At 69.4% G+C, this 13,884-nt stretch carries 10 protein-coding genes and 2 pseudogenes; all 12 read right to left on the bottom strand.

The window, feature by feature from the left end; translation table 11 throughout:
* Window positions 1-14: 14 nt before the first annotated feature.
* The 12 genes and pseudogenes from SLW52_RS10105 to ubiE all read right to left on the bottom strand — a co-directional run bounded on the left by SLW52_RS10105 (window position 15) and on the right by ubiE (window position 13,833).
* Complete coding sequence (locus SLW52_RS10105; RefSeq protein ID WP_267084146.1) at window positions 15-1,124, bottom strand: S-(hydroxymethyl)glutathione dehydrogenase/class III alcohol dehydrogenase; 1,110 nt, start codon at window positions 1,122-1,124, stop codon at window positions 15-17.
* Window positions 1,125-1,177: 53 nt separating this feature from the next.
* Window positions 1,178-2,194, bottom strand: coding sequence for a beta-propeller fold lactonase family protein (locus tag SLW52_RS10110; protein WP_267084147.1), 1,017 nt, complete (start codon window positions 2,192-2,194; stop codon window positions 1,178-1,180).
* A complete protein-coding gene (locus tag SLW52_RS10115) occupies window positions 2,191-2,769 on the bottom strand; it encodes a cytochrome c (RefSeq protein ID WP_267084148.1) in 579 nt (192 codons plus the stop codon). The genes SLW52_RS10110 and SLW52_RS10115 overlap by 4 nt, the downstream gene beginning before the upstream one ends.
* 77 nt (window positions 2,770-2,846) lie before the next feature.
* Window positions 2,847-4,511: pseudogene (locus SLW52_RS10120) on the bottom strand (quinoprotein dehydrogenase-associated putative ABC transporter substrate-binding protein); the annotation flags it as partial.
* 80 nt (window positions 4,512-4,591) lie between these two features.
* Window positions 4,592-6,604: a methanol/ethanol family PQQ-dependent dehydrogenase gene (locus SLW52_RS10125; protein ID WP_295920308.1), complete on the bottom strand. Its 2,013-nt coding sequence runs from the start codon at window positions 6,602-6,604 to the stop codon at window positions 4,592-4,594.
* A 405-nt stretch (window positions 6,605-7,009) separates the two neighbouring features.
* Complete coding sequence (locus tag SLW52_RS10130) at window positions 7,010-7,648, bottom strand: HAD family hydrolase (protein WP_017914832.1); 639 nt, start codon at window positions 7,646-7,648, stop codon at window positions 7,010-7,012.
* 5 nt (window positions 7,649-7,653) lie between these two features.
* Entirely contained in the window at window positions 7,654-8,373 is a 720-nt protein-coding gene (locus tag SLW52_RS10135; RefSeq protein ID WP_017910020.1) for a hypothetical protein, read from the bottom strand.
* The gene (locus SLW52_RS10140; RefSeq protein ID WP_267092830.1) at window positions 8,370-9,389 is read right to left on the bottom strand and encodes an alpha/beta hydrolase; all 1,020 of its coding nucleotides are present in this window, start codon (window positions 9,387-9,389) and stop codon (window positions 8,370-8,372) included. The genes SLW52_RS10135 and SLW52_RS10140 overlap by 4 nt, the downstream gene beginning before the upstream one ends.
* A gap of 33 nt (window positions 9,390-9,422) precedes the next feature.
* On the bottom strand, window positions 9,423-9,773 hold the full coding sequence (locus tag SLW52_RS10145; RefSeq protein ID WP_017910018.1) for a cupin domain-containing protein: 351 nt from the start codon (window positions 9,771-9,773) through the stop codon (window positions 9,423-9,425).
* A gap of 419 nt (window positions 9,774-10,192) precedes the next feature.
* The gene (locus SLW52_RS10150) at window positions 10,193-12,133 is read right to left on the bottom strand and encodes a M1 family metallopeptidase (protein ID WP_320740222.1); all 1,941 of its coding nucleotides are present in this window, start codon (window positions 12,131-12,133) and stop codon (window positions 10,193-10,195) included.
* Between the two features lie 111 nt (window positions 12,134-12,244).
* Window positions 12,245-12,382 (bottom strand): annotated as a pseudogene (locus SLW52_RS10155) (class I SAM-dependent methyltransferase); the annotation flags it as partial.
* A 689-nt stretch (window positions 12,383-13,071) separates the two neighbouring features.
* On the bottom strand, window positions 13,072-13,833 hold the full coding sequence (gene ubiE, locus SLW52_RS10160) for a bifunctional demethylmenaquinone methyltransferase/2-methoxy-6-polyprenyl-1,4-benzoquinol methylase UbiE (RefSeq protein ID WP_017910016.1): 762 nt from the start codon (window positions 13,831-13,833) through the stop codon (window positions 13,072-13,074).
* Between the last annotated feature and the right edge of the window lie 51 nt (window positions 13,834-13,884).

The following is a 13,884-nucleotide window of genomic DNA, read 5'->3' on the forward strand; positions in this document are numbered from 1 at the left end:
GGTTCCTTGAGGGCTCAGTAGAGAACGATCGATTTGATGCCGCGGCCGGCGCGCATCGCCTCGAAGCCGCGGTTGATGTGGTCCAGCGGCAGGGTTTCGCTGATGAGTTCGTCGATGCGGATCTCCCCGGCCAGGTAGCGCTCGGCATAGGCCGGCAGCTCGCTGCGGCCCTTGACCCCGCCGAACGCGCTGCCGCGCCAGGCGCGGCCGGTGACCAGTTGCAGCGGCCGCGTGCTGATCTCCTGCGCGCTCGGCGCCACGCCGAGGATGATGCTTTCGCCCCAGCCCTTGTGGCAGCACTCCAGCGCCGCGCGCATGGCGCGCACGTCGCCGACGCAGGCGAAGCTGTGGTCGGCGCCGCCGTCGGTGAGGTCGACGATGACCTGCTGCACCGGCGCGCCGAAATCCTTCGGATCCAGGCAGTCGGTGGCGCCCAGCGCGCGCGCCAGCGGGAACTTGTCGCGGTTGATGTCGACCACGATGATGCGCTCGGCGCGCGCCATCACCGCGCCCTGCACCACCGACAGGCCGATGCCGCCGAGTCCGAACACCGCCACGCTCTCGCCCGGACGCACCCGCGCGGTGTTGAGCACGGCGCCGATGCCGGTGGTGACCGTGCAGCCGAGCAGGCAGGCCTTGTCCAGCGGCGCGTCCGGATGGATCCTGGCCACCGCGATTTCCGGCAGCACGGTGTACTCGGCGAAGGTGCTGGTGCCCATGTAGTGCAGCAGCGGGCGTCCATGCAGCGAGAAGCGGCTGCTGCCGTCGGGCATCAGCCCGCGGTCCTGGGTGCTTCGGATCGCCTGACACAGGTTGGTGCGGTTGGAACGGCAGTACTTGCACACGCCGCATTCGGGCATGTACAGCGGGATCACGTGATCGCCCGGGCGCACGCTGGTGACGCCGACGCCGACCTCTTCGACCACGCCGGCGCCTTCCTGGCCCAGGATCACCGGGAATGCCGTATCGGCATCGGCACCGGACAGGGCGATGTCGTCGCCGTGGCAGATGCCGCTGGCGACCATGCGCACCAGCACCTCGCCGGCCTTGGGCGGCTGCAGATCCACTTCCTCGATGGCCAGCGGCTGGTTCGCCGCCCAGGCGACCGCGGCTCGCGTCTTCATTCCGGCTCTCCCCGCCTCCCGTCGCGGCGCCCGAGAGCACCGCTCGCCTCACCTCACTGCGCCACGATCACACCCCATGGCATCTCGCCCACCGCGATCTGCTTGATCTCCTTCATCGCCGCCGTGTCGATGACACTGACGCTGTTGGAACGGCCATTGGCCACGTACAACTTTTTGCCGTCCGGGCTCAGCGCCGGGTTCCAGGGCCGCTGCCCCACCGGGATCTCCGCCAACGCACGGCGCGCGGCCGGATCGATCACGCTGACCGTGCCGGCGCCGTTCGACGCGTACACGCGGCTGCCGTCGCGGGCGATGGCGATGCCGGCGGTGCGTTGCCCGGCCGGGATGCTGGCCACGCGCGTGCGCGCCGCCAGATCGATCACGTCGACCACGTTGGCCGCTTCCTGCGCCACGTACGCCGTCTTGCCGTCCGGCGCGAACGCCATGCCGCGCGGATGCCCGCTGGTGGCGATGACGCCGGTGGACGCGCCGGCCTTCAGGTCGATCACGTCCAGGTCGTTGGAGCCTTCGTTGCTGGTCAGCAGCAGCGCGCCATCCGGCGTGTAGACGCAGTGTTCCGGCGCCTGCCCGCGAGTGGCGATGTGCGCGCCGATGGTGAAGCTGGCCGGGTCGATCAGCATCACCTGGTTCTGCCCCTCCACGCACACCGCCAGCTGGCGGCCGTTCGGCGACGCGGCGACGCCTTCGGCGTTCTCGCCGATGTCGACGCTGCGCAGCACCCGGTCCTGCACGGTATCCAGGTCCAGCAGGCGATGGCCCTGCGCGTCGATGACGTACAGATGCCCGGGCGGCCCCGGCACCACCTGCTGCAGGCGCTTGCCGAGCTGGCCCTGCGCCGACAGCGTGCGCACCACGCGGTCGCTGCCGGTGTCGATCACCGAGATGGTGCCGCTGCGCTGGTTCGGCACGTAGGCCAGCGCCGCGGTCGCGGCCGCAGGCGCCGGCGCGGCCGCCGCATCGGCCCCCGCCGTCGGCCCGGCGGTGCGCTGGCACGCAGCAGCGAACAGCGACAGCGCGACGACGGCGGACAGGCGCAACGCTTTCCTCATTGCGTGGCGCCCGCGGTCTTGTTGATGGAATGGATGAAGGCCAGCAGCTTCTCGGTATCGCCCGGCTTGAGCACGGGACCGAACGGCGGCATCTGCCCGACCACCTTCTCGTGGCCGATCCGGGTCTTGCCATGCGCGGTCATGCCGGCCGTCCCTTCGGTGATCAGCGTACGCAAGGTGTCGTCGTCGCTGCCGTACACCCAGATGTCGTTGGTCAGCGGCGGACACATGCCGCCGCCACCGGTGCCGCCGTGACAGGCGGTGCAGCCGGCGGAGTTGAACAGCGCCTTGCCTTCGGCGACCAGCTCCGGGGTGACCTTAACCGGCGGTCCCTTCGGAATCGGCGTCACCGCCGCAGCGGGGGCCGGTGCGGCGGCAGGAGCAGCAGCGGCGGGCGCGGTCGCCGCCGGCGCAGAGGCCGGTGCAGGCGCCGGCGCCGCAGCCGGCTCGGGTGTGGCCGCTGGCGCGGCGGGCGTCTCCTGCTTGCCGCAGGCGGCCAGCAACAGGAGCGAGGCGAACAGGGACACGGGCAACAGCACGGAGACGGCACGACGACGGACGGAAGCAGAGCGCATGGGAGCAGAACCTTTGCGGAGTGCACGATGGGAGGAGCAGGCCGCGCGAGCGGCGTGTACGGAACGGCGGAAAGCGGTCATTGCGTGCGTCGGTGCTGGGCCTCCGTCAGCAGGTGGGCGAGTTCGGCATTGCCGCGTTGCTGGGCCAGCGCCGCCGGGGTCTTGCCGTCGGCGTCGCGCGCATCGGCGCTGGCGCCGGCGGCGAGCAGACGCCGGGCGCTGTCCTCGCGGCCGGCAGCGGCGGCCAGCATCAACGGCGTGACGCCGGCGCGGTTGGCACGGTCGGCTTCGGCACCGCGCTTGAGCAGCAGATCGAGGATCTTCGGGTCGTTGCGCGCCACCGCGAACATCACCGGGGTGAAGCCGGCCGGATTGGCACGGCGCACGCTGGCACCCGCGGTGAGCAATGCCTGTACCAGGTCGGCGTCGGCGTAGGAGATGGCCAGGTCCAGCGGCGTCCAGCCGTCGGCGGACACCGCCTCGACCTTGGCGCCATGCGCCAGCAATTGCGCGGCGCTCTTGCCGTCGTTGGACCAGGCCGCCTTCATCAACGGCGTCCAGCCATTGCTGTCGCGGTTTTCGACCTTGGCGCCGGCGGCCAGCAGCTCGCCGACTAGCAGCGGCGCCTGGTTGCGGATCGCCTGCTGCAGCGGCGGCTCGCCGAGCAGGTTGGACTTGTCGGCGCTGGCGCCATGCCGCAGCAGCCAGGCCACGCGCACGCCATCGCCGGCATCCAGCGCGTGCGCCAACTCATCGTTGGGATCGGCGCCACCGGAGATGCGCAGCTGCAATTGCGCCAGCATGTCCGACGAGGCCTGCGCGCTCGGCGTGTCGTCCTGGTCGTCGGGCGCCGCATAAGGTCCGTGCGAGCGCAGGTTGCCGGCGACGATGCAATCGGCGCAGGCCACCAGCGGCACGTGATAGTCGCGCAGGATCGCGTCGATCTTGCCGGCGCTGCGCTGCATCGCCGCGTTCAGCGCATCGCGCAATGCCGCGTTCTTGCGCGACACCGCCCACGCCATCGAATATTCCAGCACCTCGTTGTCGATGACGTTCAGCGGCACCACGCCGAGGCCGCCGCGCGCGGCGTAGTAGCCGGCCACCGGTCCCCAGGATTCGGCGGCATCGAGCTTGCCGGCGGCGACCTGCTCGGCGAGCTTGCCGGGATGTTCCTGCGGCGCACTCGCCGAATCGTAGAACAGGTACTGCACTTCACCCTGCACGCCATGGTCGAACAGCGCCTGCCGCGCCGGCGAGCTCTGGAACACGCCGACCTTGAGCTTTTTCAGCGCAGGATCGTCCAGCGAGGCAGGACGCAGGTCCAGGCCCTTGCGGGTGACCAGCACATAGGTGGAGCGATACAACGGGCGCGTGGGCAGGCCCATTTCAAAATCGCTGTTCATGTCCATCAGCACGTCGCAGCGCCCGGCGTTGATCGTGCTGCGCGCCAGGCCGCGCTGGTAGTAGCTGCGCCACTCGTACTCCAGGCGCCGGCCCATCTCCGCGGCCACCACCTGGGCGATCTTGTTCTGGAAGCCCTCGCCTGCACGATCGGACAACGGCATGTTGCCGGGATCGGCACAGACCCGCAGCACCGGCGCATCGGCCGGCAGCGTCGTGGCGGGCGCGGCGGATGCCGGTGCCGCAACGGCGGGCGGGGCAGCAGGAGCGCGAGCCGTCGCGGACGACGGCTCGCGCGTACAGCCCGCGGCGACGAGTCCGAGGCTGCACAACAGCAACACGGCGCGCGCGCCCGCAGGCAGGCGCCGCGAGGCGGGTGCCATCCGGCACCCGCTCGCACCCTGGACGCGGCGCCGCCGGCTCATCGCACCGTCTTGGCGGCGACCGCCGCGCTGCCGCCACCGGCGGCCGCAGTGGCGGTCGTGGTGGGCGTGACGGTCTTGCCGGCGCCGTCGATGCGGAAGGTGTGCACCATGCCGCCCAACGGGATCTTGTCGAAGCCGTTGCTGAAGGCCAGGCCCGCGGCACCCAACGCGCCGTACGGATCGCCCGGATCCAGGCCGGCGGCGACCGGCAGGCCGATCCAGCCGCCGATACCCGAGAACACCGCCACGTACTGGTGGCCGTTGGCCTTGTAGGCGATCGGATTGCCGATGACGCCGGAGGGCAGCTTGGTCTCCCACAGCTTCTTGCCGGTGTCCTTGTCCACGGCGCGGAACCAGCCGTCCAGCGTGCCGTAGAACACCAGCCCGCCGTCGGTGACCAGGGTGCCGCTCCACACTGGGAACTTCTCCTTGATCTCCCACTTGGACTTGCCTTCGACCACGTCGAACGCCTTGACGATGCCCAGTGCGCCCGGCTCGTTGGGCTTCATCAGCACGTTGGCGAACACGTACGGCAGGCCCATCATGGTGTTGCCGCGCTCCTGCGGGTCGAGCTCCATGTGCCAGTTGTTGGTGCCGCAGAAGAACACCGCCGAATTGGCCGGATCCACCGAGCATGGCTGCTGGTCCTTGCCGCCCATCGCCGACGGGAACGCCTCCACCTTGCGGCCGCGTTCCAGCGGCGAATGCGCCGCGACCTTGACCGGGCGCCCGGTCTTCATGTCGATGCGCTCGGCCCAGTTGGCCGGCACGAACTTGTTGGCGCGCAGCAGCGTGCCGTCGCGGCGGTCGAGCACGTAGGCGAACCCGTTGCGGTCGAACTGCACCACCGAGGGCACCTGCTTGCCGTCGATGGTCAGGTCGACCAGGATCGGCTCGTTGATGCCGTCGTAGTCCCACTGGTCGAACGGGGTCTTCTGGTAGCCCCACACCGCCTCGCCGGTGTCGATCTTGCGCGCGAACAGGGTCATCGACCACTTGTTGTCGTACTCGCCGGTATCGCATTCCTTCTGCGTGGTCTTGCCGCAGCGGTACGACGGGCTCCACAGGCCGGGATTGCCGGTGCCGTAGTAGACCAGCTTGAGTTTCGGGTCGTAGCTGTACCAGCCCCAGGCCGCGCCGCCGCCGCGCTTCCAGCCTTCGTCGGGGTAGGTCTTCTGGCCGAGGTCGCCGAGTTGGCCGTGCTGCGGATTGGCCTTGTTGAAGTCCGGGCCGAGGCAGATGTCCTTGTCGGTGCCGGTGGCTTCGCAGGACCAGGCCTGCTTGCCGTCGGCCAGCGCGTACGCGGCGACGCGCCCGCGCACGCCGAACTCGTTGCCGCTGATGCCGGCCACGACCTTGCCGTCGGCGATGATCGGGGCCATGGTGATGGTCTCGCCTTTCTCGGGATAGGCGAGCTTCTGCTTCCACACTTCCTTGCCGGTCTTGGCATCGAGCGCGATCACGTCGCCGCTGAGGCTGCCGAACACCACCTTGCCGTCGGCGTAGGACGCGCCACGGTTGACCGTGTCGCAGCAGGCCACCGCCACCGCGCGCTCGTCCTGCTGCGGGGTGTACTTCCACAGCACCTTGCCGGCGTCTTCCTGCGACAGGTCGATCGCGAACACGTTGTTCGGATAGGCGCTGACCATGTACATGGTGCCGCCCACCACCAGCGGCTGGCCTTCATGGCCGCGGGTGGCGTCGGTCTTCATCTCCCACGACATCTTCAGGTTCTTGACGTTGTCGCGGTTGATCTCGGCCAGCGGGCTGTGCCGGGTCAGGCCGAAGTCGCGGCCGATGCCGCCCCAGTTGTCCGGGTTGGCGGCATTACTGGCGAACTCGCTGTCGGTATCGGCGACCGCGGCCGGCGCGGCGGCCGGCGGCTGCTGTGCGGCGGCCGGTGCGGCCGGCGCCGGAGCCTCTTCCTGCTTCTTGCAACCCGCCAATGCCAGCGCAGTGGCCAGCGCGAGCAGCGTACAAGCCTGGGTACGACGTGAATGACTGTGCATCGTTCTACTCCCCTCGTTGAAGAGCCGCGTCACTTCACCTATCGGCGTGTGCCACGGAACCTGAAGCGTGGATGTATACGAGCAACGTCCATGCCATCGCGGCGCTGCGATGCAACATCCCTTGACGTGCGGATCACGACGCCGGTTGTCGTCGCGAAGACGCCCACCAGCGCGGTCGAAGGTGTCTCGGAAACGTGACACTTTGTGCCACACGGTTGCATCGGGCGTGGCGCAGTGTGAGCACATGTGCCGGTGGCACACCCTGCGCCATCGCTGCGCTTGCCACACTGGCGCACACGGATGCGCACGGCGGGGCGCGCGACGGGGAGTGCGCATCCGGCACGCCTGCACCGATCTCGCCAGGGAGGGTCCGGCGCGCGGCGGCGGTCAGCCGCCGCGCAGCAGTCAGTGCGACTGCGGCCCGACGCGGTCCTGCCACCACGCCAGCAGCGCGGCGCAATCGGCGAAATGCAGGTCGGCCAGCGCCGGCCAGGGATTGTCCGGATGCAGCAGCACGGTGGTGGCGCCGGCATGGCGCCCGCACTGCAGGTCGTAGGCGTGGTCGCCGACCATCGCCAGTGCCTGCGGCGCCACGCCCCAGTGCTCGGCCAACTGCAGCAGGCCGCCGGGATGCGGCTTGGGCGGCGCCTCGTCGCGGCCGAGGATGGTGACGTCCTCGAACAGGTCGTCGACCTCGATCTCTTCCAGGGTCAGCTGCGCCAGCTCGCGCGCGTTGCGGGTGAGCACCGCCAGCCGGCAATCGGCCGCGTGCAGGGTGCGCAGCAGCGCCGGCGCGCCGTTGGCCGCGGTGGCCTCCTGGGCAAGCACGCGCTCGTGCTCCAGCAGCCAGGCGTGCTTGCTGGCGCGCTGCGCGTCCGGCAGCGCCGCTAGGTGCTGCAGGATGTCGGCCTGCGGCGGGATCTGCAGTTCGCGGCGGATCAGCGCGAAATCGTGCACGGCACGGGTCAGGGTGCCGTCCATGTCGAACACCCAGTGGCGCACCTGGCACAGCGCCTCGGCCGGCGGTGGCATGGCGGCATGCATCGCGCTCAATCCCAGCCCGGCATCTGCGCGCCGTCCAGGCCGCCGGTCTCGAACACCGCGGTGCGGGTGCCGCCGGCCTTCACCGGGAAGGTGATCTGCAGCACCGTGGTCTTGCGCGCCAGCTTCCACAGCGCCTTGTCGTCGCTGATGAACATGGCGATGGCCTCGTCGGTCTTGGGCCGCCAGGCCGCGGCCGCGTGCGGCGGCGCGTCGTCGGCCTTCAGTTCCACCTTGCAGCCGCCGGCGCAGCGGAAATCGCCGGACTGCAGCACGAGGTAGGCGCTGCGCTTCCATTCCGGATGGTCGCGGAACACCAGTTGCACCGGCTTGGGCCCGCTGCCGTCCACATCGACCTTGTCGCGGCTGTACAGCATCGCCGAGCGCTGCACGCCCTTGCCGGCCGGCACCTGCGAGTACTGCCAGGCCGCCTGCATGCGCCGCAGCTCGCGCGCCGCTTCGCCCTTGGCCTTGACCTCTGCGTAGCCGGGCTGGATGCGTTCGGCCGCGTCCGAGCCGGGGTACTGCTGCAGCAGCGCCGCGCCGTGGATCCGGGCCAGGTCCCAGTTGCCCGACTTCACCGCGGCGTCGTACTGCTTGGCCAGGTCGTCGGCCGCCTGCGCCTTGGCCTGCGCTTCGGCCGCGGCCTGCGCCTTGCGCTCGGCCTCGTGATCGCCGCAAGCGGCCAGGGCGACGGCGCACAGCGCGCCGAGCAGGATGCGTTTCATCGTGGGGTTCCTCGTTGGATCAGGGTGTCGATGGCCTGCGCGACCTCGACGGGCTTCTCGACGATGGACATGTGGCCGCTGCCGTCCAGCAGTACCTGGATCGCCTGCGGCAGGCGTTGCGCGTACAGCGCCAGCGCGCTGGCGTCGATCACCGCGTCCTGCACGCAATTCAGCAGCAGCGCCGGCTGGCGAATGCGCGCGGCCTCCTCGAACGGCAGGAACGCCTCCTCGCCGCGGCCGATGCGCGCCAGCACCTGCTGCTCGAAATCGGCCTCGCGGCGACGCCAGGCCACCACCGCCGGCACCGCCCAGCGCGGGATGCGCGGCTTGGCGCGCTCGAGCAGGAACACGGTGTCGATGTAGCGCTGCAGCGATGCGGCATCGTGCACCGCGAACGGATTGTGCCCGTCCAGCACCGCCTGGCCGAAGACGTTGTCGGCGAAGCGCACGCCGGCGGCGTTGAACAGGCCGACCCGGTCGAACACCGCCGGATGGCGCGCCGCGGCCAGCGCCGCGATGCCGCCTCCCATCGAATGCCCGAGCAGCACACATTCGCTGCCCGCACGGCGCGCGCACTGCATGGCGAACGCGGCCACGCGCTCGGCCTGCGCCACAAAGCCGTAGTCCTGCCCGGCGATGCGCTGGCTCTCGGCCCAGCCGGGCAGATCCGGGATCACCAGGTGATAGCGCGTGCCCAGCGCGCGCGCCAGCGGCAGCCAGTTCTCCTTGCTGCCGGTGAAGCCATGCACCAGCAGCAGGGTCGGCGCGGCGGGATCGGCCGCGGCGCGCACCAGATAGGTCCAGGTGTGCCCGGCGACCTGCGACTGGCGCCGCCGCAGCCCGCTGCCGCGGCGCTGGCGCAGGCTCTCCAGGCGCACCAGCAGGAAGGGATCGCGCGCCACCAGCAGCGCCCCGATCGGCATCGCCACGAGCGCCACGCACAGCAGCGACACCAGCAACGCCAGGGCGCCAGCCAGCAGCAGCAACATCATCAAGACCAGGGTCGCCATCACCATGGGGACACCGGAGCGCACAGGTCGCTCATGCGCTCACGCCACCACGTCGGCTTCGCCGAGATGGAGGGCCAGCCACACGGTCGGCTGGCCGGGATCGGTGAAAGTCACCCAATGCGGCGTATCGGCCGGGATGAACAGATGGTCGCCCGGCGCCAGCGCGACCTCGCGATCGCACAGCGCCACCCGCGCGCGACCGCGCAGCACCAGCACCCATTCGTCGTGCGCCTGCAGGTACGGCGACTCCTGCGGCGTGGTCTGCCCGTGCGAGACGATGCGCTCGACGCGGCAACCGGAGCGCCGCAGCAGTTCGGTGAAGATTTCGCCACCGCGGGCATCGGGCAATGCGTCCAGCAAGGAACCGGACAGCACGGGCGCGTCGGTCATCTCAGCAACCCCTCGGGAGGCGCACGCAGGCCCGCGCGCATCGGCGCCGGCAACGATCTGCCATGGCACTGGCGCTTGCAGCGGAGACCGGGGCAGCGGTGGCGAACGATGTCATGCGCGCATGGACCGAGGACCATCGGGACTGCCGAGGATATCGCGAATGCGTGGCAGCAGGTCGTGCTGATCGACGGCGGTGCGTGTGGAATCCGTTAAGGCGGCACTGCACAGGCACGCGCCTCATGCCGGCGGCGCATGCGACGCCGCAGATGACGACGTCCTGCAACGCGGGCGCGGCCATGCCGCCACCATCGCACCCTCCCCGCGCGACGCGATCGTCGCCACACGCCGGCCGCACACACGCACACGGCGCCGGGAGTGCTCCCGGCGCCGTGTGCGCGGTCTTTCGCGGGCGACTTGCGTCAGTGCGCGGTGCTGCCGGCCTTGGCCTTGTCCAGCATCTCCTGCACCGACACCGTGGTGATCGGGTGGTAGCCGGGCTTGGCCTTGGCGAACACCTCTTCGGCGAAGGCGAGCCCGTCCGGGGTCTTCACCAGTTCGGCGTAGATCGGCAGGATCAGCTTGCGGCGGCCGACGCGGGCGATGAACTCGCCGGCGGCCGGGCGCGCGTCCACGTAGCCGCTGCGGATCGCCAGCGGATACCAGCGCATGGCGATCTCGCCGTTGGCGGTGCCGGTGAAGTGGTAGGCGTCGTCGAGCTGCTTGAGCTGCGCCGGGGTCAGCTTCTCGCCCAGGCCGCTGAGGAAGCGCGTCCACTCCTGGGTGCTCCAGGCATCGGTCACCTGCTTGCCCGGCAACGTGCCGCTGCCGGTCCAGGCGATGCGCGCGGTGTCGACCATGGCGAAGTTGCGCGAACGCGCCTTCTGCGCGAACGCCGGAATGCCCGGCTCGTCCAGCCACGCATGCAGTTCCTGCGCGGTCACCGCGTTCGGCTTCTTGGGCAGCAGGTGGGTCTTCAGGTACTCGACGAACTGATCGGTGTTGGCGCTCTGGAACGCGTGGTCGTCGAACCAGCCGCGCAGGAACGGATCGAAGGTGTCGCGGCCGAAGCGCTGTTCCAGGAACTGCAGGAACCATGCGCCCTTGACGTAGGCGACCTGGCTCAGCGCCTCGTCCGGATCGCGCTCGGTCAGCGCCGGCAGCGCCAGCGCCTGGTCGGCCGGGCTCATGCCCTTCAGTTCGGCGAGCAGGTCGGTCTGGTCGATCTCGCGCTCCATCTCCGCCGCTTCCGGGCCGTACAGCGCCTCGGTGATGCGCGCCTGCACGTAGGTGGTGAAGCCTTCGTTGAGCCAGATGTCCTTCCAGCTGGCGTTGGTCACCAGGTTGCCGGACCAGCTATGCGCCAGTTCGTGCGCGATCAGCGACACCAGCGACTTGTCGCCGACGATCACCGTCGGGGTGGCGAAGGTCAGGCGCGGATTCTCCATGCCGCCGAACGGGAACGACGGCGGCAGCACCAGCATGTCGTAGCGGCCCCAGCGATACGGACCGTACAGCGTCTCGGCGGCCACGATCATCTTCTCGGTGTCCTCGAACTCCTTGGCCGCCTTGTCGACCATCGCCGGCTCGGCCCACACGCCCGAGCGCGCCGAGATCGGCTTGAACACCAGGTCGCCGGCGGCGATCGCCAGCAGGTAGGACGGGATCGGCTGCGGCATCTTGAAGCGGTAGTCGCCGTTGCACACCGCCTTGGGATCGTTGTCGGCGCTCATCAGCACCATCACGTCCGGACGCGAGACCACGTGCGCGCTGTAGGTGAAACGCACGCTCGGCGTGTCCTGCAGCGGCACCCACGAACGTGCGTGGATCGCCTGCGACTGACTGAACATGAAGGGCAGCTTCTTGCCCTCGGTCATCGACGGCTCCAGCCACTGCAGGCCCGAGGCGGTCGGCGCGGTGTGGTAGGTGATGCTGATCGTCTGCGGCTGGGTCGGCGCCTCGATGGTCAGCTTGCTGCCGTAGATCTTGTCCGCCGGCGCCAGCGCGTACTGCAGCGGCGCCTGCTGGCCCTTGCCGTCGTCGGCCTGCACCTTCTCGATGGTCAGGTCGCGCGTATCCAGCACCAGTTGCTTGGCGCTCTTGTCCTTCCAGTCCAGCGTGTAGGTGGCGGTGCCGCCGATCTGCTTGCTGTCGAAATCCAGCTTCAGATCCAGCGCCAGATCCTTGATCACGACCTTGGACGGCTCGGCGTAGGAGGTCTCGTCATGGCTGCGGTCGGCCGGCTTGGCCGCGGCGGGTGCCGGCTTGGCGGCAGTGGCGGCCGCATCGGGCGCGGACGCTTCACGGGAACACCCGGACGCGATCACCGCGGCCAGGGACAACAACAGGAACGGGGAACGCATGGCAGTAACCGGTTCGAGGAAAACTCGCAGTCTACCGGAAGGCCGGGATTCGGGATTCGGGGGTGGGGATTCGCAACGGGAGTGCGGCGCGCGCTGACGAATCCCGAATCTTCAATTCCCATCCCGGCTCCACTCAGATCTTGTCGCCGAGTGGATCGCCACGATGCCGCCCGCAAGGTTCCTGTAGTGGTTGCGGGCGAAGCCGGCTGCTTCCATCCTTGCCTTCACGTCCTGCGGCGAATGCTTGCGCCGGCACCGCCGGACCGCGCGTCGGGACTGAAGTCCCTCCCACAAAGACGGCACAGGGCCCGCGATCAGTCAGCACCGATCGCCTGCTCTTACGATTCCCGAATCCCGATTCCCGAATCCCGGCTTTCTGTGGCAGATGCTTACACCGGCACCGCCGGACCGCGCGTCGGGACTGAAGTCCCTCCCACAAGAACAGCCCAGCGCCGCGATCGGCCTGCAACCGATCGTCCGCTCTTACGATTCCCCAATCCCGATTTCCGAATCCCGCTTTCTGTGGCAGATGCTTGCGCCGGCACCGTCGGACCGCGCGTTGGGACTGAAGTCCCTCCCACAAGAACAGCCCAGCGCCGCGATCGGTCAGCCACCGATCGCCCGCTTTTGCGATTCCCGAATCCCGATTCCCAATTCCCGGCTTTCTGTGGCAGATGCTTACACCGGCACCGCCGGACCGCGCGTCGGGACTGAAGTCCCTCCCACAAGAACAGCCCAGCGCCGCGATCGGTCAGCCACCGATCGCCCGCTCTTGCGATTCCCCAATCCCGAATCCCGAATCCCGGCTTTCTGTGGCAGATGCTGCGCCGGCATCGTCGGACCGCGCGTCGGGACTGAAGTCCCTCCCACAAGAACAGCCCAGCGCCGCGATCGGTCAGCCACCGATCGCCCGCCTTTGCGAATCCCCAATCCCGGCTCTAAATCCTATAGCCCGAGTGGATCGCCACGATGCCGCCGGTCAGGTTCTTGTAGTGGCTGCGGGCGAAGCCGGCCTCTTCCATCATCGCCTTCAGCGCGTCCTGCGGCGGATGCTTGCGGATGCTTTCGGCCAGGTACTGGTAGCTGTCGGCGTCCTTGGCGAACAGTTGGCCCAGGCGCGGCAGCACCTTGAACGAATGGAAGTCGTACAGCGGCTTGAACCAATCGGCGGTGACTTCGGAGAACTCCAGCACCCGCGCCTGGCCGCCGACCTTGAGCACGCGGTACATCTCGCGCAGTGCGGCGTCCTTGTCGGTGACGTTGCGCAGGCCGAAGGCGATGGTCACCAAGTCGAAGCTCTGGTCCGGGAACGGCAGCGCCTCGGCGTTGCACTGCACGTAGTCCAGGCCCGCGACCAGGCCGCGGTTGGTGAGGCGGTCGCGGCCCACCGAGAGCATGCCGGCGTTGATGTCGCCCAGCACGATCTCGCCGTCGGCACCGACCCGGTCCTTCAGCAGCGCGGCGATGTCGCCGGTGCCGCCGGCCAGGTCGAGCACGCGGTCGCCCGGCTTGACCTGCGCGGTGGCGACGAAATAGCGCTTCCAGACCCGATGGATGCCCATGCTCATCAGGTCGTTCATCAGGTCGTAGTTGCCGGCGACCGAGGTGAAGACCTCGCCGACCAGCTTCTGCTTGTCCTTGGCGGCGACGTCGCGGAAGCCGAAATGGGTGGTGCCGGATTTGTAGGGGGATTCGCTCATGCCGGGATTATCGCACTGCCGGCCGCTCCGTGCCGGTGAAGCGCCGCCCGG

The sequence above is a fragment of the Xanthomonas sp. LF02-5 genome (assembly GCF_034105325.1).
Taxonomy (GTDB): Bacteria; Pseudomonadota; Gammaproteobacteria; order Xanthomonadales; family Xanthomonadaceae; genus Xanthomonas_A; species Xanthomonas_A sontii.